At 67.1% G+C, this 21,677-nt stretch carries 23 protein-coding genes, 3 tRNA genes and 1 pseudogene; 11 read left to right on the forward strand and 16 right to left on the reverse strand.

What is annotated here, in order from left to right:
* Positions 1 to 205 (forward strand): annotated as a pseudogene (locus AC1DES_RS13585) (TetR/AcrR family transcriptional regulator); the annotation flags it as partial.
* A 141-nt stretch (positions 206 to 346) separates the two neighbouring features.
* On the opposite strand, the gene AC1DES_RS13590 reads toward AC1DES_RS13585, so the two are convergent.
* Together AC1DES_RS13590 and AC1DES_RS13595 are read right to left on the reverse strand one after the other, a co-directional pair.
* Positions 347 to 583, reverse strand: a complete 237-nt coding sequence (locus AC1DES_RS13590; protein WP_476896235.1) for a hypothetical protein — start codon at positions 581 to 583, stop codon at positions 347 to 349.
* Between the two features lie 117 nt (positions 584 to 700).
* On the reverse strand, positions 701 to 934 hold the full coding sequence (locus tag AC1DES_RS13595; RefSeq protein ID WP_476896236.1) for a lmo0937 family membrane protein: 234 nt from the start codon (positions 932 to 934) through the stop codon (positions 701 to 703).
* A 475-nt stretch (positions 935 to 1,409) separates the two neighbouring features.
* Between AC1DES_RS13595 and AC1DES_RS13600 the strand changes: the two genes are divergently transcribed.
* From AC1DES_RS13600 to AC1DES_RS13610, 3 genes are all read left to right on the forward strand, one after another.
* The gene (locus AC1DES_RS13600; RefSeq protein ID WP_476896237.1) at positions 1,410 to 1,661 is read left to right on the forward strand and encodes a PRC-barrel domain-containing protein; all 252 of its coding nucleotides are present in this window, start codon (positions 1,410 to 1,412) and stop codon (positions 1,659 to 1,661) included.
* Positions 1,662 to 1,820: 159 nt separating this feature from the next.
* Positions 1,821 to 2,267, forward strand: a complete 447-nt coding sequence (locus AC1DES_RS13605; RefSeq protein ID WP_476896238.1) for a MarR family winged helix-turn-helix transcriptional regulator — start codon at positions 1,821 to 1,823, stop codon at positions 2,265 to 2,267.
* Positions 2,268 to 2,466: 199 nt separating this feature from the next.
* Positions 2,467 to 2,721, forward strand: coding sequence for a hypothetical protein (locus AC1DES_RS13610; protein WP_476896239.1), 255 nt, complete (start codon positions 2,467 to 2,469; stop codon positions 2,719 to 2,721).
* A 133-nt stretch (positions 2,722 to 2,854) separates the two neighbouring features.
* On the opposite strand, the gene AC1DES_RS13615 is transcribed toward AC1DES_RS13610, so the two are convergent.
* The 4 genes from AC1DES_RS13615 to AC1DES_RS13630 form a co-directional block, all read right to left on the reverse strand.
* Positions 2,855 to 4,228 carry a sensor domain-containing phosphodiesterase gene (locus AC1DES_RS13615; protein ID WP_476896240.1) on the reverse strand — a complete coding sequence of 458 codons (1,374 nt, stop codon included), beginning with the start codon at positions 4,226 to 4,228 and terminating at the stop codon, positions 2,855 to 2,857.
* A 206-nt stretch (positions 4,229 to 4,434) separates the two neighbouring features.
* Positions 4,435 to 4,510: transfer RNA gene (locus tag AC1DES_RS13620), tRNA-Phe, on the reverse strand.
* Positions 4,511 to 4,558: 48 nt separating this feature from the next.
* A tRNA-Asp gene (locus tag AC1DES_RS13625) sits at positions 4,559 to 4,632 on the reverse strand.
* Between the two features lie 96 nt (positions 4,633 to 4,728).
* Positions 4,729 to 4,801, reverse strand: a tRNA-Glu gene (locus AC1DES_RS13630).
* A gap of 187 nt (positions 4,802 to 4,988) precedes the next feature.
* Here AC1DES_RS13630 and AC1DES_RS13635 point away from each other — a divergent pair.
* Complete coding sequence (locus AC1DES_RS13635; protein ID WP_476896241.1) at positions 4,989 to 6,008, forward strand: PHP domain-containing protein; 1,020 nt, start codon at positions 4,989 to 4,991, stop codon at positions 6,006 to 6,008.
* A gap of 21 nt (positions 6,009 to 6,029) precedes the next feature.
* Here the strand turns inward: AC1DES_RS13635 and AC1DES_RS13640 are convergent, their stop codons facing one another.
* Complete coding sequence (locus AC1DES_RS13640; RefSeq protein ID WP_476896242.1) at positions 6,030 to 6,632, reverse strand: LysE/ArgO family amino acid transporter; 603 nt, start codon at positions 6,630 to 6,632, stop codon at positions 6,030 to 6,032.
* A gap of 69 nt (positions 6,633 to 6,701) precedes the next feature.
* Here AC1DES_RS13640 and AC1DES_RS13645 point away from each other — a divergent pair, with 69 nt between their 5' ends.
* The 5 genes from AC1DES_RS13645 (at position 6,702) to AC1DES_RS13665 (ending at position 11,752) form a co-directional block, all read left to right on the forward strand.
* Positions 6,702 to 7,586, forward strand: a complete 885-nt coding sequence (locus AC1DES_RS13645) for an ArgP/LysG family DNA-binding transcriptional regulator (RefSeq protein WP_476896243.1) — start codon at positions 6,702 to 6,704, stop codon at positions 7,584 to 7,586.
* 96 nt (positions 7,587 to 7,682) lie between these two features.
* Positions 7,683 to 8,669, forward strand: coding sequence for a DMT family transporter (locus tag AC1DES_RS13650; protein ID WP_476896244.1), 987 nt, complete (start codon positions 7,683 to 7,685; stop codon positions 8,667 to 8,669).
* Between the two features lie 23 nt (positions 8,670 to 8,692).
* Positions 8,693 to 9,118 (forward strand): metallopeptidase family protein, encoded by a 426-nt coding sequence (locus AC1DES_RS13655; RefSeq protein WP_476896245.1) that lies wholly within the window; start codon positions 8,693 to 8,695, stop codon positions 9,116 to 9,118.
* 10 nt (positions 9,119 to 9,128) lie between these two features.
* A complete protein-coding gene (locus tag AC1DES_RS13660) occupies positions 9,129 to 10,049 on the forward strand; it encodes a cation diffusion facilitator family transporter (RefSeq protein ID WP_476896246.1) in 921 nt (306 codons plus the stop codon).
* A 281-nt stretch (positions 10,050 to 10,330) separates the two neighbouring features.
* Entirely contained in the window at positions 10,331 to 11,752 is a 1,422-nt protein-coding gene (locus AC1DES_RS13665; RefSeq protein WP_476896247.1) for a C40 family peptidase, read from the forward strand.
* Positions 11,753 to 11,822: 70 nt separating this feature from the next.
* Here AC1DES_RS13665 and AC1DES_RS13670 read toward each other — a convergent pair whose 3' ends face one another.
* The 3 genes from AC1DES_RS13670 to AC1DES_RS13680 are packed head-to-tail and all read right to left on the reverse strand — an operon-like array spanning position 11,823 to position 14,848.
* The gene (locus tag AC1DES_RS13670; protein ID WP_476896322.1) at positions 11,823 to 12,656 is read right to left on the reverse strand and encodes an ABC transporter permease; all 834 of its coding nucleotides are present in this window, start codon (positions 12,654 to 12,656) and stop codon (positions 11,823 to 11,825) included.
* Positions 12,657 to 12,693: 37 nt separating this feature from the next.
* Complete coding sequence (locus AC1DES_RS13675) at positions 12,694 to 13,683, reverse strand: ABC transporter ATP-binding protein (protein ID WP_476896248.1); 990 nt, start codon at positions 13,681 to 13,683, stop codon at positions 12,694 to 12,696.
* 34 nt (positions 13,684 to 13,717) lie between these two features.
* A complete protein-coding gene (locus AC1DES_RS13680; protein ID WP_476896249.1) occupies positions 13,718 to 14,848 on the reverse strand; it encodes a LolA family protein in 1,131 nt (376 codons plus the stop codon).
* A 206-nt stretch (positions 14,849 to 15,054) separates the two neighbouring features.
* On the opposite strand from AC1DES_RS13680, the gene AC1DES_RS13685 reads away from it, so the two are divergent.
* Positions 15,055 to 15,714, forward strand: coding sequence for a dihydrofolate reductase family protein (locus AC1DES_RS13685; protein ID WP_476896250.1), 660 nt, complete (start codon positions 15,055 to 15,057; stop codon positions 15,712 to 15,714).
* Between the two features lie 134 nt (positions 15,715 to 15,848).
* Here AC1DES_RS13685 and AC1DES_RS13690 read toward each other — a convergent pair whose 3' ends face one another.
* The 6 genes from AC1DES_RS13690 to AC1DES_RS13715 form a co-directional block, all read right to left on the reverse strand.
* Complete coding sequence (locus tag AC1DES_RS13690) at positions 15,849 to 16,256, reverse strand: VOC family protein (protein WP_476896251.1); 408 nt, start codon at positions 16,254 to 16,256, stop codon at positions 15,849 to 15,851.
* 226 nt (positions 16,257 to 16,482) lie between these two features.
* The gene (locus tag AC1DES_RS13695; protein ID WP_476896252.1) at positions 16,483 to 17,046 is read right to left on the reverse strand and encodes a GNAT family N-acetyltransferase; all 564 of its coding nucleotides are present in this window, start codon (positions 17,044 to 17,046) and stop codon (positions 16,483 to 16,485) included.
* A gap of 127 nt (positions 17,047 to 17,173) precedes the next feature.
* Positions 17,174 to 17,644 (reverse strand): SRPBCC domain-containing protein, encoded by a 471-nt coding sequence (locus AC1DES_RS13700; RefSeq protein ID WP_476896253.1) that lies wholly within the window; start codon positions 17,642 to 17,644, stop codon positions 17,174 to 17,176.
* Between the two features lie 10 nt (positions 17,645 to 17,654).
* A complete protein-coding gene (locus AC1DES_RS13705; protein ID WP_476896254.1) occupies positions 17,655 to 18,299 on the reverse strand; it encodes a dihydrofolate reductase family protein in 645 nt (214 codons plus the stop codon).
* Position 18,300: 1 nt separating this feature from the next.
* The gene (locus tag AC1DES_RS13710) at positions 18,301 to 18,639 is read right to left on the reverse strand and encodes an ArsR/SmtB family transcription factor (RefSeq protein WP_476896255.1); all 339 of its coding nucleotides are present in this window, start codon (positions 18,637 to 18,639) and stop codon (positions 18,301 to 18,303) included.
* 285 nt (positions 18,640 to 18,924) lie between these two features.
* The gene (locus AC1DES_RS13715) at positions 18,925 to 21,675 is read right to left on the reverse strand and encodes a PEP/pyruvate-binding domain-containing protein (protein ID WP_476896256.1); all 2,751 of its coding nucleotides are present in this window, start codon (positions 21,673 to 21,675) and stop codon (positions 18,925 to 18,927) included.
* Between the last annotated feature and the right edge of the window lie 2 nt (positions 21,676 to 21,677).

Here is a 21,677-nt window from a genome sequence, read left to right on the forward strand (position 1 = left end):
ATTCGTCGTCGACCCGGAGGAAAACGAAGCCCTTCTGCGCCTGGGCCTGCACCGTCTGCCGCCCAAGGACTTCCCCCGCCTTCGCACCTTGGCCCCGGTCCTCGCCGACTACGACGGTGCAGCCGAACTGGATGAGGGAATCACCATCCTGCTCTCGGGCCTCGCAGCACGCCTGTCCCGGCCCGGTGCAACGACACTGCACTGAGGGGAAATTTACGAGAAAGTCACACAGTATTTCCACTCGTCGGCCCGCGACCCGACGCCCGGATCGCTACGTCCGCCGTTGCCTTTTTGAGCTCCAGGAACAACCGGACGCGACGATCGGGCCGGGATGATGACTGCAGCCTCAAGGGAGTGCTGCTCGCCGGTGTGGTTGACGGTGTTCGATGAGCCAGCCGGCCATTTGGCGCGCGCGGGCCGCGGCCTGCGTGTCGCCTTCGGCCGCGGAGATGATGGAGCCCTTCATCAGGACATGCAAGGACCGGGCGAACTCTTCGGGCCGGGCCGGCCCGGCCTCTTCGGCCAGAGTTTGGACGTGGTTACGGGTTCCGGTCAGGGACACCCAGCGCAGGAATAACGCCAAGCAGCCGCCTGCCGGGACGCCGAACCGGTGGCCAGCACACGGCTGGCCAGGCGTCGGCCCTCACGGGGATCTAACCGACGCATCCGGCAACCGCGGCGGCGGCATATTGTTTCGAATTTACGCGCGGGACCTGCCCCGGATGAAGTGGAAGATCAGAACGACCACGGCAATAACCAAAAGCAGGTGAATGAACCCTCCTCCGATACCGCCGATCAAGCCGAGAAGCCAGAGAACAGCGATAATGATGGCTATCCAAAGCAACATGAGAGTCTCCCTATTTGTTTGCGGACGGAAATGCTGATTCTGCGCCCCGGCCGTTCTGCGTACCTTGGCACGCGGCAGGAATGACATGACAGTCAGAGGCACACCGAGGGCCAGTGCCGGTAAGAATCATCTTCGTACCTCTCGCTCTCATCAACCCTGATGCCGCATCTCCCCCGCCACGATGCCGATCCAAATTCGTCATTCCGGCCGAAGGCCCACCCGGGTATCGTGTGGTGCCCTTCACCCTATGTCAGGATTAGGGTCCTGGATACGGCAAAACAATAAACGATAGCGATCCTGCCGTTTGGTGGCGCAACAGGGAACCTGCACGGCTGGCCGGGTCTCCCATCAATGGATTTTGAACGACGTCAGCTGCGACGCCGGACGGATCAGATGCGTCGGCCATCGGGCAGTCGTCGTCAGATGCAGTCGTCGGCCGCAGCAGAGGACATTATTCAGCAAGCTTGCCAAGAACTTACTAAGCATGCTTATGGTGGACTCATGCAAAGTTTCCCACGGAGTCGTTGAACCCCACATCGCATCACAGATCCAAGGAGACATCGTGCTCACCAGGGAAGGTATCGATGACCTGCTCCAACGCAGTGGAACCGTTCTTTCCACTGACGGGGACAAGATCGGATCCATCGGCCAGGTCTACGCGGACGATGGCAACGTCCAGCCCACGTGGGTCACGGCCAAGACCGAACTGTTCGGCACTTCGGAATCCTTTGTCCCGCTGGAAGGGACCAGCGCTGAGGGAGGCGACATTCTCGTCCCTTACACCAAAGCCCAGAAGGAAACGGTTCCGGTCTAACGCGTCCGCCTCGGCACTGAAACTGTGGCCGCCGAAGAAACCGACGGCGGCGTCACGCGCCGGTAGTTGATCGGGGCAGGCCAGGGGTGCGGCTAACGCCAGCCCACGTCCTGCCCGCCCTGTTTGATTTTTGTTCAACTGAAGGAAGGCCGTCACTCGATGCCCCTCGACCCCCCGGCCCACATCCGGGACGGCTACATGCTTCTCACCACAGCCGCCCGCCTGGTTCAGCGCCGCCTTGACGACGCACTCGCACCACTTGGCCTGACGCGGGCCGCAGTTATCGCCCTCAAAGCCTTGGCACCCCGTCCCGTAAATCAAGAACAACTCGCCGCATTGGTCCACGTTCAAAGCCAGACCCTGGGCCGCGTCCTGGCCCGATTGGAAGAGGCAGGCCTGCTCACGCGGAAGCGGAACCCCCGTGACCGCCGCCAGCTCAACGTCGAGATAACTGACGCCGGAAAAGCTGCCCTCAGCGCAGCCCGCGAAGCCGAGAACGCCGCCGTTCCCCCGGACTTCGACGAATGGGAAATCCTCCGGGACCAACTCGCCCAGTTTGTAAATTCCCTCCAAAGCCCTCGACAATCGGGGTCGACCCGTAGCTGAATCGCCGGCCGGAGGCGGGCCCCAGGACCGGCCCTTGCAGCGTCAAACCGGGATCGGGACACTTGACGCCGCTGTTGCGGGGAACTGGACAGAGTTGTCTTCCTGGAATAAATTCAGCGTTGGCTACCGGTCTGTGGGCCGGCTGCCAGAGCGTTAGCGGCGGAGCATCCAGGGATGCCAATAACATGAAGGAACGGATATGAGCGCGCATTTTGACCGGTTCCTCGCAGAGGCGTTGACCACCGACCGGGAAACCGACGACGGGTTGGACAGGGGAGAGCTGTACGGCCTGTACACAAGCTGGTGCCTGATAAACCAGCTCCAGCCGGAGTCCGCCGAAGCCCTCTGGACGGCACTCAAAGGCCGCCGGATCACACCTGGCGACAACACGCTAGCCATGTCCGGTCCCGCCGCACTGGATTACATCGTGGCCAGTTCCCCCGAACTGGCCTAGGGTCTTGCCACATTTGCTTCAACGTGTCGAACCGTTGAGCCCGTTCCGTCCGGAACCCCGGGACGGGTTCAGCACCCCCGACAGGCACCAGGTTGCTCCGGCGTCGCGTCCGCAAGGTGGGTGGATGCGGCTGCTATGGCCGGTCCGGGCCCGTCCCCGGGCGTGAGGCTTCGAACCAGGCCGCCCAGTCCTTCGGATGGATCGATGGCCTGCCGATGAGGTAGCCCTGTCCGGCCGTCATTCCGATTCCGGCCACGGCGGCGAGCTCCGCTGGGGTTTCGATTCCTTCGGCAACGAGGGTTGCGCCGATCTGGCGCGCGAATTCGACCAGGGCCGCACCGAGGGCGTGCTGGCCTTGGTCGTCGTCGATCCCTGCAATGAGGCTGCGGTCCAGTTTGATGATGTCGGGCCGGATGTGGAGCACGTGCCGCATGGAAGCGAACCCCGAGCCTGCATCGTCGACGGCGATGCGCAGACCCTCGGCCCGTAGTGGCGCCAGCACCGAAAGGAGGGGACCGTACTCGGATACTTCCAGCCGCTCCGTCAGTTCGAGGACCAGCCTCGTCAGCGACAGGCCGGACCGCTGCAAGAGACCGGGCAACCGTGGATCCAGGCAGGTCTCCGGTGAAATGTTCAAGGCCACATAGATGTCCGGGGGAAGCGCCTGGGCGGCCGCCAGGGCGGTTTCCAGAGCGGCAAATTCGAGTTCACCCAAGAGGCCCACGACGGCGGCCTCGGCGAACCAGAACTCCGCTCCGGCACCGTCCTCGTCGACGAATCGGGCCAGTGCCTCGACGCCAAGGAGCTTTCCGGTGCTCAGGTGGTGGATGGGCTGGAAAGCGGTCAGCAGCCTGTTCTGGTCGATCATCCGCTGGAGCTGGTCCCGGCTGAGGGAATCTACCGCCTCCCGTGCCGTCAGCGGCGGCAGCACCCTACTAGTGCCTTCAAAACCACCCCCGTTGCCCTTCTTGGACGGTCGCGCCATCCCCGAGACCTCCATCAAGACGGCACTTCCATCCCGGTGCCGGCAACGCACAACAACCCCGCTCCAGCCCGGCCCGGCCGCTGCAGCCACGTCCGCCTTGGCCCGCGTAAAGTCCCGGCCGTCGATAACCACGTCATACCGCCGGCCGAGAAGTTCCGACGGCTCCCAGCCCAGCAAGTCGGCGCTGGCCGGACTGCAAAACGTGAAGAGCCCCTGGTCATCCACCGCCCACACCCACTCATGGCTGGTGCTTAGAACCGTGTCCATCAGCTGGGCGGTCGCCCTCGTGCGGCTTCGCTCCGCCCGGTGGCCCCGGCGAAAACGCACGGCCAGAACGACGGCCATCATGATCGGCATTACGACCACGAACGATGCCATCAGCTGGTCGAACGGATCGTCCAGGATGCCCCCGGGATCGAGGATCAGGGCCGCGCCTGCGGTCAGGGCGAACACCACCTGAACCACCAGCACGCACACCAGCACATCCTGCACCCGCGGCGTTCCCGCAACCTTGCCCGTCATACCCCTACCCCCTGTTGGTTTACTGAGCCTACTCCGGCACGGGTGTGGTAGTCGCGACAAACCGTCCCGATTCCGGTGTCGCCTGGTGGCAACTTCGGGCCCACATTACGAAGTACTAGAGATCCACTTCGAAGCTCAGCAGACAGGAAGGGAAAGAAAAAACCCCGCCGTTCCCGTGTAAACACTGGGAACTGCGGGGTTCTAGCTGGTGGCTCCGACCGGCGTCGATCCGGTGACCTTTCGATTTTCAGTCGAACGCTCTACCAACTGAGCTACAGAGCCTAGGTGACATGTCACCATGACAGCCGGAATTTCTTCTGGCAATCAGAGCGACCCTGACGGGACTTGAACCCGCGACCTCCGCCGTGACAGGGCGGCGCGCTAACCAACTGCGCTACAGGGCCTTGCTATTTTCTTGCTTCTCTGCAGTATCGCTACCGCAATTTTTCAAGGCCTTTAGCCTACCAGACTTTTACAGCCGGCCTGACCAGTTCCTTGCGTACCCCCAACGGGATTCGAACCCGTGCCGCCGCCGTGAAAGGGCGGTGTCCTAGGCCGCTAGACGATGGGGGCCAGAACTCAATTCGGCTCATCAGGGGCAAAAATAAAGGGCCGAAGCCGTTCATTTTTGTCCTTTCGAGTTGCTCCGAACTGGACCTATAAAACTATAGGGCCAACCTCCGTATTATCCAAAATCGGGCGGTGCTGCCCGGACAATGGGGCTGGACAGGCCCCGTCCCGGCAGGCGGATGATGGACAGATGGACGCCGTCGCTGCCCTCAATGAGATCGCTTTCTGGCTCGAACGCGGGCGCGCGGCCACGTTCAAGGTGCAGGCTTTCCGGAAGGCAGCCTGGATCATCAGCGGCCTGGACCCGGTGGAGCTGGCCGAACGGAGCCGGGACGGCAGGCTGAAGCGGATGAAGGGAATCGGGGACAGAACCTCCGAGGTCATCGCCCAGGCCGTGGCCGGGGAGATCCCCGGGTACCTGGCCGACCTCCGGGAGCGCGGCGCCGAGCCTCTCGCACAGGGCGGCCACGCGCTCCTGGCGGCCCTCCGCGGCGACCTCCACACCCACAGCGACTGGTCTGACGGCGGTTCGCCGATCGGACTCATGGTTGACGCCGCCCAAATGCTGGGCCGGGAATATCTCGCCGTGACCGACCACTCCCCCCGGCTCAGAATCGCGAACGGCCTGACCGCCGAGCGTCTCGATGACCAGCTGGGCGCCGTGGCGCGGATCGGCGCCGGCCGCACGGGCATCCGTGTCCTGGCCGGAATCGAGGTCGACATCCTCGAAGACGGGACGCTGGACCAGTCGGCGGACATGCTGGACCGCCTGGACATCGTGGTTGCGAGCGTCCACTCCAAGCTCCGCTCGGACAGGCGGACCATGACGCGCCGGATGCTGGCCGCCCTGAGGAATCCGTACATAAACGTCCTCGGCCACTGCACGGGCCGCATCGTGGAAGGGAGTCGGGGAACGCGTCCCCGCTCCGAATTCGACGCCGGGCGGGTGTTCGCGGCCTGCGCAGAGAATGGGGTCGCGGTCGAAATCAATTCGCGGCTGGAGCGCCAGGACCCGCCGGACGATCTCATCCAGGCCGCCCTTGATGCCGGTTGCCTCTTCAGCATCGACAGCGACGCGCACGCCCCCGGCCAGCTGGACTTCCTCCAGTACGGGGCCGAACGCGCAGCTTTCAACGGTGTCCCAGCCGAGCGGATAGTCACCACGTGGCCGGTGGAACGGCTGCTGGAGTGGTCAAACCGCAAGCGATAGGCGCGCCAGGGACCCGCAGTCTCAGGCAATGAGGACGACGGCGAGGGTGACCATGACTGCCGCGATGCCGGCGTCGAGCACCCTCCACGCGCTGCGCCGCTGGAACAGCGGCGCCAGGAACCGGGCCCCGACGCCCAGCGCCGTGAACCAGAGAGTGCTGCCTAGCGCCGCACCGGCGGCAAACCACCACTTCCCGTCCGGGCCGTGGGTGTTGGCGAGGGATCCGAGCAGCAGCACGGTGTCGAGATAGACGTGGGGATTCAGCCAGGTCAGCGCAAGGCACGTGCCCAGGGCCGCCGCCCAGCTTCCGCCGTTTAGGGCCTTGGGTTGGTCCGGCAGTCCGCCGCGGATGGCGCGCCGGGCCGCGAGCACCCCGTAGGCCAGCAGGAAGATGGCCCCGGCCCACCTCACGACGTCGAGGACCGCCGGCGCACGTTCAATGACGATGCCGAGGCCGGCAACGCCCAGCACGATCAGCACAAGGTCCGACACCGCACACACGCACACCACGAGGGCGACGTGGGTGCGCTGGATGCCTTGGCGGAGAACGAAGGCGTTCTGCGCACCGATGGCGACGATGAGGGACAGGCCGCTGGCGAGGCCCGAAAATACGGAGAGGATCACGCAGTCCACGTTAGGCGCGCATCCGCCGTGAAACCAGTTAAAGCTATTGATGCAACATAAGCTGGGCTAATGATCGATATCCAGCCCGAGCAGGCCCGGACCCTGGCCGCGATCGTCGCCCACGGAAGCTTCGAGGGGGCCGCGAGCGAGCTGTCGGTCACGCCGTCGGCCGTAAGCCAACGCGTCCGGGCCCTCGAGGTGGCAGTGGGCCGGCCGGTTCTGCGCCGGACCCGGCCCATCGAACTCACCAGCTCGGGACAGGCGGTGGTGCGTTTTGCCCGGCAGCTCGACATGCTCTCCACCGAGCTGGCGGAGGAGCTGCAGCCCGGCATCCCGCACGCAGGGACCCGCCTGACCCTGGTGATCAACAGCGATTCGCTGCACGCCTGGGCCCTGCCTGGCCTGGCCGCGGTGTCCGGCAACGTCCAGCTTGAAATCCTTCGGGAGGACCAGGACTACTCCCTGGACCTGCTGCGCAGCGGCGTTGCTGCCGCCGCCATCACGGCCACGGCCAAGCCGGCGCCGGGCTGCACCTCCCGTAGGCTCGGCGTAATGCGCTACCTTCCGGTCTGCACGCCCGGCTTCGCCAGACGGTGGTTCGGCGGCGGAGTGACGAAGGAAACCCTGGCAGGGGCTCCAGTGATCGTCTACGACCGCAAGGACGATCTCCAGGACCGCTTCTTGCGGCGGTTCAGCCCCAAAGACCTCCAGCCGCCGAGGCACTACGTTCCGGCCGCCCACGAATTCGGCGAAGCCCTCCGGTTGGGAATGGGGTGGGGGCTGCTCCCGGAGAGCGAAATCGAGGCCGATCTGGACCAGGCAAGGCTCCAGATCATGGCACCGGATTCCTTCGTTGACGTCCCGCTCCACTGGCAGCAATGGCGCTATGGATCCACGGCCCTGAACGACGTCGCCACGGCCATCATCCAGGCAGCGGCGCGGGCGCTCCGGTGAGGGCAGCCAAGGGCGGTTGCCCGCTTGGCAGGAACTCGACTAGAAGTGACCGATTTCCGCCAGCTGCCGCGGCCCTGCAGGCACTAGATTGGCAGCATGGCAACAACCGCCGAAACAGGCCCCACGCAGCCGGACAGCACCCACGAAGTGCCCCCGGCCCTTCCCACCCGCCCCAACCGCCCCGCGCCCACCCTGCCCGGACAGCCTGGCCAGCCGGCCCCGATCAGCAGACTCGGCATCGCCGCCGTCGTCGTCACCGTCGTGCTCTGGGCCTCCGCTTTCGTCGGCATCCGGGCCGTCGGCCCCAGCTTCTCCCCTGGTCCGCTGACCCTCGGCCGGCTGGCGGTTGGCGCAGTCGTCCTCGGCCTCGTGGTGCTGCCGAAGCTGCGCGCCCTGCCCAGGGGTCGCGAATGGTGGCCCATCCTGGCCTACGGGGTGATGTGGTTCGGCGGTTACAACGTCTCCCTGAATGCCGCCGAGCACCTCCTGGACGCGGGAACCAGCGCCCTGCTGATCAACGTCAATCCCATCCTCGTCGCGGTCATGGCCGGCCTCATCCTGAAGGAAGGCTTCCCGCGCTGGCTCATCATCGGCAGCCTGGTCGCGTTCGGCGGGGTCGCCGTGATCGCGCTCGGTTCCGGGCAGCGGTCGACGGCGGACGTAGCCGGTGTGCTGCTGTGCCTCCTGGCGGCTGCACTCGCGGCGGTCAGCGTCATCGTCCAGAAGCCGGTGCTGCGGAAGTTCCCGGCCGCCCAGGCCACCTGGTTCGGCATCATGGTGGGCGCCATCTGCTGCCTGCCGTTCAGCGGCCAGCTCCTCACCGAGCTGCAGGCGGCACCGCTGCCGGCCACGCTCGGACTCGTCTACCTTGGCGTCTTCCCCACCGCCATCGCCTTCACAACGTGGGCGTATGCGCTCTCTCTGATCGACGCCGGACGACTCGCGGCGACGACGTACCTTGTCCCCGGCACCACGATCCTCATCTCCTGGCTGGTGCTGGGCGAGATCCCCACCATCTGGGGCCTGGTCGGCGGCGTGATCTGCCTGGCAGGCGTAGGGCTGACCCGGCGCCGCTCCCGCTAACTGTTCAGCGGTACAGTTCAGCTATGTCCGCTTCGCTGCCTCCGGGCCTGCCGATCGATCCGGGCGGCCCGGCCGAGGGGCCGTTCCCGATGTCCGAAGCCGACTTCGAGGCCGCCGTAAGTGACGCCCTGGACCGGATCCCGCAGGACCTTGCCCGGACGATGAACAACGTGGCGGTCTTCATCGAGGACGACTACATCCCGCGGCCCGGAGAGGATCCGGACACGGTGCTGCTGGGCCTCTACGAGGGCGTGCCCCTGACCGAGCGGGACTCCTGGTGGGACGCCGGTTCACTGCCGGACCGCATCACCATCTACCGCCAGCCGATCTTGGACATCTGCGCCTCCCGGGAGGACGTGATCGAGGAAGTCACCGTGACGGTGGTGCACGAGATCGCCCACCACTTCGGCATCAGCGACAACCGCCTCCACGAGCTCGGCTGGGACTAGCCTTGTAACCATGGGACACGACCACAGCCACTCGCACGGAATGACCGCCACAGGCAAACACCGCAAGCGCCTGATGGCCGTCCTGGGCATCACGCTCGCCGTCGTGGTCATACAGATTGTCGGGGCCATGGTGTCCGGCTCGATGGCACTGCTCGCCGACGCCGGGCACATGCTCTCCGACGCCGCCGGCGTCTTCATCGCCCTGCTGGCCGCCTGGATCGCCGCCCGTCCCGCAAGCGACCTGCGCACCTACGGCTACCAGCGGGCCGAGGTCCTGGCGGCACTGGCCAACGCCCTGGTCCTGATCGTGATCTCGGTGGTCATCTTCACGGAAGCCGTCCGGCGGCTCGGCTCGGCCCCCGAGGTGGAGACCGGCGTCATGCTGTTCGCCGCCGTCCTCGGCGCCGTGGCCAACCTGGCGTCACTGCTGATCCTTCGCGGAGCCCAGAAGGAAAGCCTCAATGTGCGCGGCGCCTACCTCGAGGTGCTCGGCGACCTGCTCGGATCCTTCGCCGTCATCGCCGCGGCAATCGTCATCATGGTCACCGGCTACCGTGCGGCGGACACTATCGCCTCCATCCTCATTGCCCTCATGATCCTGCCCCGGGCCTGGCATCTGCTCCGCGACGTCGTGGATGTCCTGCTGGAGGCGACCCCGAAAGGCGTCGACGTCCAGATGATCCGCGAGCACATCCTCGCCGTGGAGGGCGTGGTCTCCGTGCACGATATCCACATCTGGACGATCACTTCCGGGGTGCCGGTCTTCTCCGCCCACGTGGTGGTGGAAGATGCGGCGCTGGGTGCCCGCGGCGCGGACCAGGTCCTGGACAAGCTCACAAGCTGCCTCGGCTCGCATTTTGACACCGAGCACTGCACCTTCCAGCTGGAACCGGCCACGCACTCCGAGCACGAGGCCCACCAGCACGCCTGATCACGCCCCCGCGCAAGGCGACAGCCGGGCTGCCCGCCTGCCTTGCGCGCCTTGCCCACCGGCCGGCCGGCCGTGAAATCAGGCTCCCCCACCCCGACACGCCCCGCTCAAATGTGACCAAATGACATTGTTGTTGTTTATGTTATTGGTGTGACTCGTGTTGCCAAAGTGGCCTTTGGCACGTAGCCTCGTCCCTGCTGGGTGATCCGCAGAGGGGCCTTTCCATGCGCCAGAATCCAACCTCGCTCATTCCAGCTTGATACTTCAGCGAGGTTTTGCCCATGAGTTGGACCGGATCCGGCCGAAAGAGCGCGGTGCTCTGCGCCGCCGTCGTACTTCTTGGATCGCTGGCGCTGCCGGCGCAGGCCGCATCCCCTCAGCTGTCCCGCACGGCCGTGCCGGCCTCGCCCGAGACGCCTTCTCCTGAGGAGATCGCCGCGGCGAAGTCCAGTGAAAGCGCCACGGCGGGCGAGGTCACCCGAATCGACAGTCTCCTGGCGGATGCCTCCACGGCCCAGGAATCCAGCCTCGCGGCGTCCCTGCAGGCCAACAACAACTACGGCGACGCCCTCGTGGAGCTTCAAACCCGGCGTGATGCGGCCGCCGTCGCCGCCGCGAAGGCTGCAGCGGCCGGGGCCGAACAGCAGAAAACGCGCAAGCAGATCGGCCAGCTCGCCGGCGATCTGTACCGCAACGGCGGCCTGAATCCGGCCCTGAGCAGCCTGGTCAGCGGCAGCGGGAATCCCCTGGAGCAGGCGGCAACACTCGAGGCCGTGACGGCCGGCCGTACGAGGGCGTTCCAGTCCGCGGAAACCGCCGCCTCCGCTGCGGAGTCGCTGACGGCGGCAGCCGCGGAGGCCAACCGCGCCGCGGATGAGGCGGCCCGGACAGCGGAATCCCGGAAGGCGGACGCGCAGCGGGCCAGCGATGCCCAGCGAAAAGCCGTGTCCGACGCCCAGGCGCAGCGGAGCGTCCTGGTGGACCAGCTGGCAAGCCTCAAGAACACCACCGTCGCGCTGGAATCAGCCCGGGTGGATGCCCTGGACCGCCAGCGCCAGCAGGAGCGGCTCGCTGCCGTGACCGCGGCGGCGGCACAAGGGGCGTCGGGAACCGCGCCGCAGCCGGCGCCGGCAAACCAGGCGGCCCAGCAACCGGCAGCGCCGGCAGAACAGCCGCGTCCCGCCGTCGTTCCGGCTGTTCCCGCCCCTGCCGCCCCGGCCCAGGCGCCGCCGGCACCTGCTCCAGCGCCTGCCCCCGTCCCCGCTCCAGCGCCCGCTCCGGCGCCGGTTCCCGTTCCCGTTCCCGCACCGGTTCCGTCGCCCGCGCCCGGCGGGTCGAACCAGACCGCGATATCAGTGGCCCTTGCAAAGATCGGCTCGCCCTACTTCTACCAGTACGGCGGGACCGGGGCCTATGGCTTTGACTGCTCCGGGCTGGTGCAGAACGCGTTCGCGGCAGCCGGCAAGTACCTGCCGCGCACGGCTTCCCAGCAGTTCGCCCAGGCACCTGTGCACGTGCCTCTCGCCCAGGCGCAGTCCGGAGACTTGCTGGTCTGGGGCTCGGCACCGGGGTTCTACCACGTGGCGATCTACCTTGGCGGCGGCCGGGTGGTCCAGGCGCTGAACCCGGACGCCGGCATCACCGTCACTGACCTTGCCTCCATGTCCGGGATGCAGCTCTACCCTTACGCCGCCCGGTACTGACGGGTCATGAATCAGTGCGCGGCCTCTCCTTGCCGGCGCGGAATACCCGGGGCGCCGCCCGGCCGGCACCCTAGGAGAGGACGTCCTTCGTGACGAACCTGCCGTAGGCGAGCGCCCCGAAGACGGCGACGTAGCCGCCCTGCAGCAGCGCATTGCTGGCAAAGGAGTCCCAGGAGACCGGCTGGCGCAGAAGATCCCCGAAGTCCAGCCAGTAGTGGCTGAACAGCCAGGGATGCAGCCAGTCCAGCTGAGGCAGCGCGTCCAGCACCTGTGACACAACGGAGAGCACCACGGTGGCCGCCATCGCCCCGACCGGCACATCCGTCAGCGTGGACATGAAGAGGCCGATTGCCGACAGCCCCAGCAGGGAGACGGCCAGATAGGCGGCAATCAGCAGCAGCCGCACCATGGCGTCGCCTGCCCCGATCGAGTCGCCGGAGAGCAGCGTCACCGGACCCACCGGGAAGAGGGCAGCCCCGATGCCGGCACCGACCAGCGCCACCACGAGCGGGGCCACGACGACGAACACCGCCGCCCCTGCGTACTTCACGAGCAGAAGCCGGTTCCGGCCTGCCGGGGCGACGAGCAGGTAGCGCAGGGTCCCCAGCCCGGCCTCGCCCGCGATGGTGTCCCCCGCTACGACCCCCACGGTGAGCGGCAGGAACAGCGGGACGGACACCACCATGGCTGTGACGCCGACAAACAATCCGTTCTGCATGATCCGGTCCAGGAATGCCGGCCCGCGGCCCGGAGGCACCGCGGATGACACCCGCACGGCGACGGCGATCAGGACAGGAATTGCCGCCAGCGCGAATAGCATGGCCCAGGTTCTGCGGCGGCGGAAGAGCACCCCGAGTTCGGACGCAAGGAGGCCGCCGCTCCACCGGCGGCGCGGGACGGACACCGGGACGGAAGTTCGGCCCGAGTGCCGGAGGGCGGAGTCACTGGACAACGTCGAAGCCCTCCCCCGTCAGCGCCACAAAACGGTCTTCCAGGCTGACCTCCTCGGTAGAGAAGCCACGGACGCGGACGCCTGCGGCCACGAGCGCCGCCACCACAGCTTCCGGCGCCACACCGCCGTCGCCGGCCGCAGTCGGCAGGGGTGCAAAAAGCACTGCTCCCGCGCTGGCGGGACTGCCGCCGTCGGGGCTGGTGCTGGCGGTCAGGCCCAGGGCCGCCAGAACCTGCGCCGCGGTACCGGGGTCCGGCGTGAGCACGCGAATCCGGGCCTGGCCCGCCTGTCGCAGTTCCGCCAGCGTCCCCTGGGCAACCAGCCGGCCCGCGCTCATGATGGCCGCGTGGGTGCAGATCTGTTCCACCTCGGCCAAGAGGTGGCTGGAGACAAACACCGTGGCTCCGTCGGCGGCGAGGGAACGCACCAGGCTCCGCACCTCGCGGGTGCCCTGCGGGTCCAGGCCGTTCGTGGGTTCGTCCAGGACCAGGAGCTCCCGGGGAGCGAGGAGGGCATTGGCAATACCCAGGCGCTGCTTCATGCCCAGCGAGTACGCCCGGACCTTCTTGTCCGCGGCGTGCGTCAGGCCCACGCGCTCCAGGGCGGACCGGACCCGGGCCCGCCGCGTGGCGGCGAATCCGTGCGGATCCGCGGCATCCATGCGGTGCAGGTTTGCCGCGCCGGACAGGAACGGGTAGAACGCTGGCCCTTCGACGAGGGCACCTACGCGGGGCAGGACCGAATCGAGCTGCCGGGGCATCTCCTCGCCCAGGACGCGCACGGAGCCGCCCGTGGCGGCGGCCAGTCCGAGCATGAGCCGGATGGTGGTGGTCTTGCCCGAGCCATTGGGGCCCAGGAAGCCGAACACCGAGCCCCTCGGCACGGCCAGATCGACGCCGTCGACCGCCAACTGGTGGCCGAACCGCTTGCTGAGGCCCGTGGTTTCGATGCTCAGTTCACCCGGCGAGGCGGGGGTCACTCGGCCGCCGCCCGGACCGCCAGCCGCAGAGTCATCATTGCGCGGCCGCGGCCTGGAGCCGCTCCAGGGGCACGGAACCGACGAAGATCCTGCCGTCGTCGAGGATCAGCACGTTCACCAGCGACGTGTGCAGGAGCCTCCCGCCGGAGACGGGAACGGTGGCCTGCTGGAGGAGCGACGCCGCCCCGGAGGCCGACCCGCCGGGAAGTGCCTTGTCCGGCGACTTCGGGTCAGGCTGGTCCTTGGACCCGGGCTTCGGGAACATGCCCGTTCCCGCGGGGAATCCGGTGACGGCTTCCCAGCCGGATCCTGTGACGCTGGGGTGGTGGGCGCCCTTGGGCTCGTCGGCCGGCGGTTTCGTGGCATCGGACTTGTGCTCAGGGACCGGTATTTCCTTGACTGTCGCCCCCGGCGGCGGAGTGAAGTTGAAGACCGACGCGTCCGGAGCCTCGAGTGTCAGGCTGGTGAAGGCGACCCGGAAGGCCGGATCAGCCTGTCCGCGCGCCTTAATCTCGACGCCCAGCGGCAATCCGCTCTGCCCGTCGACGGAGATCGCGATGGAGGCAACCAGGGTGGCCGATGACTTCGGCGCCAGCACCAGGTTGTATGCGGGCCGCCCGGCCACCTGGACGTCGGCGCCGACGCTCACATCCGTGCCCGGGTCGAGCTTGGCCAGCACCTTGGCGGCCAGCTGCTCGGGGGTGGGCATGGCACCGGTGTCGGCCGCATGCCGGTCGGTGGCGTCGGCCGCCAGCTGGACGTGGCTGGCGGTGTTGTCCTTGGAGTTGTAGAACCACAGATCGTTGCCGCGCCGGACGGCATTCCGTTCAGCCAGGCGGTCCATGACCTGAACGCGGGCGTTGTGCTCGCCGTCGGTGTAGACCCGGGCCGTGTGCGGACCGGTCAGGAGCTCCAGCCACGCGGTATCCGAGGAGCCGCCGGGACCAGCGGTGGGAAGTTCGGGAAGGCCAATGTCGGAGGACTGCTCGAGCGTTCCGGACAGTGCGGTTTTGCGGTGCTGGGCAAGCAGCTGCAGCACCTGCTCCGGCGACTTGGCCGGCAGGGGATCCCCGGCGCTCGCGGGAAGGGAGCCCGTCAGGGCGCCGGCGGCGATGACGGCGGGAACGGCCACGGCGGGCAACCAACGCAACCATTTGCGGGTCACGAGGACCGCGCTCCAACTTTGCAGCTCATAGTTCAACAGTACGCCTGGAAAGGCCAGCTTCACCCAGAACCTCGAGCGCCGCACTGATGGGCATCCGCTGCGCGGTTCCGTGTACATCGCGGCGCCATTCTCCCGTCGTCGCTCTTGAGTCGTTGGGTTCGATCACCATAGAGTGACTGCCAACGACAAGCACTTCAGGAGATGACATGTCCCTCGTCCGCGTGCATAACTTCTCGGTCTCCCTCGACGGCTTCGGCACCGGCGAGGGCCAGCAACTCGAGGCTCCGTTCGGTCACGCAGGCTCACGGCTAATGGAGTGGGCTTTCGAGACGCGCACCTTCCGCGCGATGGGCTTTCACGGGGAGTCGGAGGGATCCTTCGGCGTCGACGAGGCGTTCGCCAGCGCGTGGGGGCCCGGGATCGGCGTGGAGATCATGGGGCGCAACAAGTTCGGCCCTCAACGCGGTCCCTGGGAGGACGAGGAATGGAAGGGATGGTGGGGCGATAACCCTGTCTTCCACACTCCTGTCGTTGTTCTGACACACCATCCTCGGCCGGTACTTGAGATGGAAGGCGGAACAACGTTCCATTTCGTTGACGCCGACCCCGTCACCGCACTCAAGCAGGCCCGCGCCCTGGCCGGCGACCTCGACGTCCGGATCGGTGGCGGCGTCAGCACAATTCGACAGTTCCTCGAGGCCGATCTGATCGACCACATGCACATCGTCCTCGTACCGATCGTCCTGGGCCGGGGCGAACGGCTCTGGGATGGACTCGAAGGACTCGAACAACGCTTTGACATCGAAGCGACCCCTTCTCCATCCGGAGTTCTCCACCTGGTCTTCACCCGCCGCACGGCCCGGTAGGCCGACTTGGGAGCCGCCGCCCGTGGACGACCGTTCTCAAGACACTGCTCGAGACTTCCTGCACCCCCGGGAATACGCGGGTTGGACGTGTAGCGGTTACCGTGTACGCGCCAAGGCAAGGGTGCCGGCGGCAGTCAACGCGCGGACTCCTCGACCAAGGCGATGCAATTGCCGTCGGGGTCCCGGAAGTACGCCATCGGCGGCATCGGACCGCTCTCGCCGCCCCTCACGTCCTCGAACTCGACGCCGCGCGAGCTGAACTCGGCCATGGCTGCTTCAAGGTTGGGCGTGTCGAAGCCAAACGGTGCCCTGCCACCAGGTTGCGGGTCCTCGTCGCTCATCGGCGGCACGAGGGCGATCACTGTATACGCGCCGACCGGAGCCACCTCGATCCAGCGGAAGCCCCCGCCGACGTCGTTGTCCGTGCGCACCTCGAAGCCGAGCTTGTCGCGGTAGAACGCGAGCGCACGGTCCTGATCGCTCACCGTGAGGTACACGGTGCCCACACCGGGGATGTGCTGTGCGGCTGCTGTATCGGTCATGCGGATACTCCCTCCGGGTAGAATGGCCCACCCCACGGTGACGCTCATGGCTGACGTGCTCGGCAACGCGCCTTGGCTGCGACTACTCGTCTCACTTGAACACGTCTCGTTGCCAGTTAACCACGTGGCCCGCAGGCTTCAGCCTGGGACGGGATCCAACAACAGCTCGTCGGCGTCGGGCCGGACGATCACGTAGTCGCGAATGCATACGTCGGGGCGGCGTCTGTCATTGAGCGATAAACGGTCGTGTGCTCATCCATTCGGCACGAAGTATTGAAAATACCTCCTTGTCGTAACGATTCCCGTCGTAGACCCAGCTACTGCGAAGAACGCCGTCCGAATGCAGACGCAGTCGCTGCGCGACAGCAACACTGCGGTCGTTGTCGGTGCGGCACCGCCATTCAACGCGAGACATTCCCCGCTCTACGAAGGCCCACTCCATGAGGAGTTCGACTGACCGGGTGATGAGGCCGCCTCCGACAGCATCGGGTTCGAGCCAGCAGCCGACCTCGCAAATGCCCCAGACGGGGTCAAACGCAACAAACATCACGCCTCCAACGATCTTGCCTTCGTCCCAGAGGCCATAGATGCGCGCTCCATCATTCGCGGTGGCTGTGGCGTAGCGCTGAAGGGTAGCGCGGGCACCGTCGACGGTGTCGGTGACAAAGGTCGGTCCGACCCACGGCCGGATATGGTCTCTTGCCCTGCTCATATGCTCGGCAAACTCGCCGGCGTGCCATATCTCAAGAGGCTTCAGGACGACCCCGTCTCGCACGACTGTTTCAAACATAGTTTCTCCAGAGGTTTGCCCAGGGTTTGGTTGCCACTGGGGTGGGTGATTTTCCCGGACGTCTGCGGCGGCTTCTTGGCGGAGACTGATCCAGTTTCCGGCGCGTGAGCAGTCGCTGACGGGTGCGCTAGGTGCCCAACGCGAGGTAGTTGCCCAGGGCCTGGAGCAGGCCCCGGGTGCCCTTCTCACGGACGTCGCTGTCAGCCCGGAACTGGTCGAAGAAGACACCCTGCTCGACGTGGGTGAATCGGGTGCCCTCATCGATCGGGTCGAACTCCAAGGACGCCACCGACGTCGACGCGTGGATCCCGTCGAGCCACATGTCATACGTCGTGACGATGCGGTTGTGCTCGACGATGTCAGTGTATGTGGCCTCGTACCGAGAGACTGGACCGTTGTGAAATTTGCCCTCCGCGACGTCCCGTCCGCCGACGCGGAAGTCGAAGGCCCAATCGCGGGCCTCCAAGCTGTTGCCGCCGCCCCACCAGCCCAGCTTCTGCTTCTCGTCAGCAAACGCGCTCCAGACGCGCTCGACAGATGCCGGGTAGTCGCGGGTCAGGGTAAAACCAGAGCGGGCGAGTCGTCGTTTGATCGTCATGAGCACGTTCCTATCGCGCCAGGGTGACGTGGATCGTGCCGCTTTCGGCCACTTCGGTCGTTACTTGGTGGGTCAGCTCGAAGGCGCGCAGGTCATCCCACAGCCGGTTGCCCCCGCCGAGGAAGATCGGCGCCACTGTGAGGTGCAAGTCGTCCACGAGGCCGGCGCGCAGGAAGGCGCGGGCGGTGCCGTACCCGCCGCCCACGCGTACGTCCAGGCCACCGGCGGCCTCGGCCGCCTCCGCGAGCACGTCCTCAATTGCGGTGCTGCGGAAGTGGAACGTAGTCCCGCCCTCCATCGGGATCGACGGACGAGGTGCGGTGTGCGTGAGGACGTAGACCGGGGTCCCGAATGGCGGCTTGTCACCCCACCAGCCTTTCCAGTCCGGGTCGCCTGGAAAGGCGTGGAGCCCGAACATGCCCGCTCCCATGATCTCGGAACCGACGCCCTCGAAGGACGCGACGGCGTATCGGTCATCGATGCCGGTCGTTCCAGCGCCGCTGGTCTCGCCGAATACCTTCTCCCGGAACGTTCGGGTCGCGCCGTATGTCTCCGTGAGGCGCCCCCAATCCGTGCCCATCGGATTGTTGGGCGTCGGGTCGGCTGGCGTATATCCGTCCAACGAGGTGAACAGGTCCATGCGAACGCGGGTCATATCAGGTTCCCTTCGAATTGGTGAGGGTGAGGTGGATGCCAAGCCGGTCCGCCTGGTGTTCTGCGGGTGTCCGCTGCTCGCCGAGCCACAGGTGCAGAACGTCGAGGGCACCTGGGCGCAGGCTAATGGTGCGGACGCGTCCGTGTTTCTCCGACCTGACCACTCCCGCGTTCTCGAGGACGCGCAAGTGCTGCATAAGCGACGGCAACGCCATCTCGAACGGCGCGGCGAGTTCGGACACGACCGCCGGGGACTTCGCCAATCGCTCCACGACGGCTCGGCGTGTGGGATCCGCGAGAGCGCGGAGCACGGAGTCGAGCTGTTCGTAATACTTAGGCACAGGCCTAAGTATTTTTGATGGAGGAGGGGTTTGTCAATCAATTCACGGACAAGCGTTGCGAGCCGTGACACATCTGAGCAGCCCAGGACGAAACTGGTCGGCTACGCACGCGTTTCGACGCGGCATCAGGCGGTCCTTTTGGCCGCCAGGGTTCGACGCGATGACCTCTACATGGATCTCGGGCGCGAACCTCACGACCCCACTTCGCTCGAGCGCTCGACAAGCGATCACGGAACGCCGCCAAGGTGCGATCAAATCCACATCTCTGCCGCGCCCGCGCTGGCTTCAGCCGGCAGCTCCGGGAGAACGGGGCGCAGCGGGCGATGACGCGTCTGGCGCTACGGTGCCGGCTGCGCCGTCGACCGTGATGCTGTGCCCGGTGGAAATCCGAGTCGTGGCGTCCGGTACGCCGACCACTGCCGGGATCCCGTATTCGCGTGCGACGACGGCGCCGTGGGAATTCGGCCCGCCCATTTCCATGACCAGGCCGCCGGCCGTCAGGAACAGCGGCGTCCAGCCCGGGTCCGTGGAGGGTGCTACCAGGATCTCGCCGGGTTCCAGGTGCGCGCCTTGCGGGTCCAGGATCACGCGGGCCCGGGCAGTGACCGTGCCCGCGGAAGCCGGTGTGCCGGACAGGATCCCGGCTGCTCCGGCATCAGCACCGGCCGCGGCGTTCTGAAGCGCCTCTGGCTCCGTGCCGTCCGAGAGCAGCACGCGGGGGATGTGCCGCCGGCCCAGTTCGGCCGCGTAGGCGTCGCGGCGTTGCTCCACGACCGCCTGCAACGGTGCGCCGTCCAGCCCGTGGCGGACTTCGGCCAGGTCCAGGAAGAAGACATCATCCGCAGCGTCAATGCGCCCGGCCGCGGCCAGCTCCTCCCCCACCGCCGTGAGTTGTCCCCGGACCGCGCCCAGCGCCTCCACGAGGTAATACTTGGGCAGTTCCCGCAGGCCCGCGAACATCCGCGTCCGTCTCAGTGCCGCCCGGACCAGGCCCGCGCGCAGGCGGCTGCGTTCCCGGGCGGTGGCTACGAAACGCTCCACCTGGGCCTCCGCCTCGCGCGCCGCCTTGCTGAACTGACGGTCCGGGGCTTGGGCCGGGTCATCCAGCCGCAGATAGTTGGCCAGGACCCCCAGGATATGGGTCGGTTCATCGGACCAGCGCGGCATTCCGAGGTCAATTTCCGCCACCGCACGGTGGCCGTAGCGGCTAAGAAAAGCCGAAAGTCCGGACTGCACGACGGCGGGAAGCCCGCGGGCCCGGTAGCGGCGCGCGAGCTCGGGCAGACTCGCGTCGGCGAACACCGCCGCCGAGTCGGGGTGGGTTCGGATGGAGGCGGCAAGTGCCCAGAGTTCGAGGTCCATTTCGGTCGTCACATTATTGGGCAGTCCCCTCAGCACCGTCTGCAGTTCCGCCGCGGACGCCCTGCCTCCCAGCAGCTTCCCGGCCACGGCCAGCAACGCAAACCCCAGCGCCGGCAGCGGCAGGATGTTGGGAACCACCTGGAAGACCTCCCGGCCCAGGATGCGCTCGGCATGGTCCAGCCGCTCGGCGGGCGTGGATCCGGCCGGGACCGCGAGCGAGCTCCTGAGCCGCTCGCCAACGCGGTCAGCCCGGCGGAGCGCGGCCTCCGGGCGGATCAGGCCGCGGAGCAGGGACTCCGGCACCCTGGCGTGGGCGGCTACCGGGGCGACGTGCCGCAGGAGCGGCCATGCTGACGTGGCGGTGACGGAGAACCTGGCATCGGTGAAAAGCCGGCGCAGGACGGTGGCCGATCTGGCCTCCATGACATCGAAGACCTTGGGGACGATCGCGCGGCCGACGGTGCTGCGGACGACTGGCGTGAGGTCGAAAAAAATACGTTGCCCGGCCTGGGTATAGGGAGACGGGCCCTCGCGCGGCGCCGGCACCTCAAAGTGCGCCGCCTTGGCCACGGAGGAGGCAATGAGCCGGATGCCGGCGAGCCCCATCGGCGTCAGGGGCCGGGTCAGGCCCTGGGCCAGGCTGAAGCACAAATACACGCGCAGCCCCTCCCCTGCCGGCGGCCGGTCCGGCAACGGGTAGAGCGTGGTGATCGGCCTGGACTGCGTCAGCCATACGAAACCGTCCGCACTGATGGCCCATTCAAGATCCTGCGGGGAGCCGAAGTGCACCTCGGCGCGGCGGCCCAGGCGTTCCAGCGCCGCGAGCTGTGCATCGTCCAGGCTGGCGGCTGCCCCTGCGCCGGGTTGCGCGACCCGCTCCGTTCCGCCTCCGGGCAGGGAGCGGATGACAACGCCCTTGTCCCCGATCCGTCGCTCCAGGATCCTCCCGGTGGCGCCGTCCACCACGAAGTGGTCCGGGTTGACGGCCCCGGAAACGACTGCCTCGCCCAGGCCGGGGCTGGCATCGACGACGGCCTCGTGCCGCCGCCCGGTGACCGGGTTCGCCGTGAACATCACGCCCGCGACGGATGCCTCCACCATGCGTTGAACCACCACGGCGAGCGCAACGGCGGCCGGGCTGATTCCTTGAGCGGCGCGGTATGTCACGGCCCGGTCCGTCCACAGCGACGCCCAGCACTGACTGACGGCGGCCAGCACGGCATCCGCACCGACCACATTCAGGAACGTGTCCTGCTGGCCGGCGAAACTGGCGAACGGCAGGTCCTCTGCCGTGGCGGAGGACCTCACGGCGACGGCGGCGTCGTCCCCCAGCGCGGCGTAGGCCGCGCGCACGGCAGCCGCAATGTCGTCCGGCACATCGGCGGACATGACCGCGGCGCGGGCCTTCGCAGCCAGCGCGGCCAGTGCGGGCAGATCATCCGGGGCGGTGGCGGCAAGGGCGCTGTGGATGCCGCCAAGTCCCGCGGGCGCCGTGGCGCGCACGTAGGCCTGCGTGGTCAGGCAGAACCCGGCCGGAACCGGCAGCCCGGCCCGCATCAGTTCGCCCAGGTTGGCCGCCTTGCCTCCGGCCTGGGCCAGCATGGCCTTGCCCGTGTGCTCCAGCGCCAGCACCAAAGCGTCCGGGGGCGTTTCCGGTTTGCCGGGCTGCTCCATGC

Source organism: Arthrobacter sp. 05T442, from assembly GCF_056395945.1.